This window comes from Vibrio sp. 03_296, assembly GCF_002265885.1.
Genome location: NZ_NPKW01000006.1, coordinates 1 through 1,141, shown reverse-complemented (window position 1 = coordinate 1,141; position 1,141 = coordinate 1). Strand labels below are relative to the sequence as shown.

The 1,141-nt window shown below is 40.6% G+C and carries 2 protein-coding genes; one reads left to right on the top strand and one right to left on the bottom strand.

Annotated features, from left to right (window positions below; all coding sequences use genetic code 11):
• Positions 1–89: DUF3265 domain-containing protein (locus tag CIK04_RS00190; RefSeq protein WP_128824563.1), on the top strand; the 89-nt coding region annotated here is incomplete at its 5' end.
• 842 nt (positions 90–931) lie between these two features.
• Here CIK04_RS00190 and CIK04_RS00175 read toward each other — a convergent pair.
• Positions 932–1,141 (bottom strand): IS30 family transposase (locus CIK04_RS00175; RefSeq protein ID WP_128824562.1); only part of this gene is annotated, 210 nt, incomplete at its 5' end.

Below are 1,141 nucleotides of genomic sequence, written 5' to 3'. Positions count from 1 at the left end.
TTTGGTTTGCAGTGAGTTTTGGTGGTGAAAGTGGTCTGCGGAAACTTGGTTTAGGCGGCACTCACCCCTTAACGCGGCGTTATGTTTAGTCACGTAAAATCAGTTGGTTTATGGTTTTTCTTTGTTCCCTCGGCTTTTCAGTTTGGTGTTTATCGGCAAGTTGGCTTTTGTGAGCGCTGCTTTTCGGACACTTATTCTTTGGCGCTGGAAATTCAGAGAATTGCCTCATTCAATTGTCGGGTAAGCGCGAGGTTAGGGTGGTTGGCTCAATCAGAAATTTGATATTAGGTTTTTTCGTTTTAGCTACCAAAGTTCAAAGTCTGATTTTCAAAATCATGAGTCATTTCAGGTTTTTGGCTTTTGTTCGTGAATCAAAGCTGAGTTAATCTTGTTTTTAGTAAACGTAACCCATTGAAGTTTAAGCATAACAAGGCGTTCAAGTGGGATTTGGCACGCGTGGCATTTTCAGTTTGCGTTGGGTTCAGTGGTTACGGCACTGTGCGGTAGCTTTTGTATTGCGTGCCTGCACCCCTTAACGCGGCGTTATGTTTAATCATGTAAAATCAGCTGGTTGCATCTTTTCTTTGTTTCTTCTCTTCGTATTTCCAATTTTGGTCATGTCGGCAGGTTAACTTCAGTGGTCGCTGTTTTCTGGACTCCAATTCGTTTGCGCTAAAAATTCAGAGTGTTGCCTCATTTAAGTTCAGTGCGTTTGTGAGTTGAATGAAGCGATGTTAGTTTCAAAGTTTGAGCTCAAGTTTTCGGTTTCTCACGCTAAAACTCAAAGTCATTACGACTAAATTTATGAGTTAATTCAGCTTTTTAGCGTCTGGTTTTGGTTTTCAAAGGTAAGTCGAGTTAAGCTTTTGGTAACGTAAAACTTAACCCTTTGAGTCTTAAACTTAGTATCAAGTTTGAAGTGCGACACTTTTTAAAGATGCGCATGAATATACTCCAGTGGTGTTCTATACCCAAGTCTTTTGCGTGGGCGCGTATTTAATTTGTGTGCAATTTCATTGCATAGCTTCTGTGTCACGTGTGACATGGAAGTTCGTTTTGGTAAGTATTGTCGTATCAAACCATTGGTGTTTTCATTAGTGCCTCGCTCCCATGATTGGTATGGATTTGCAAAGTAAAACAG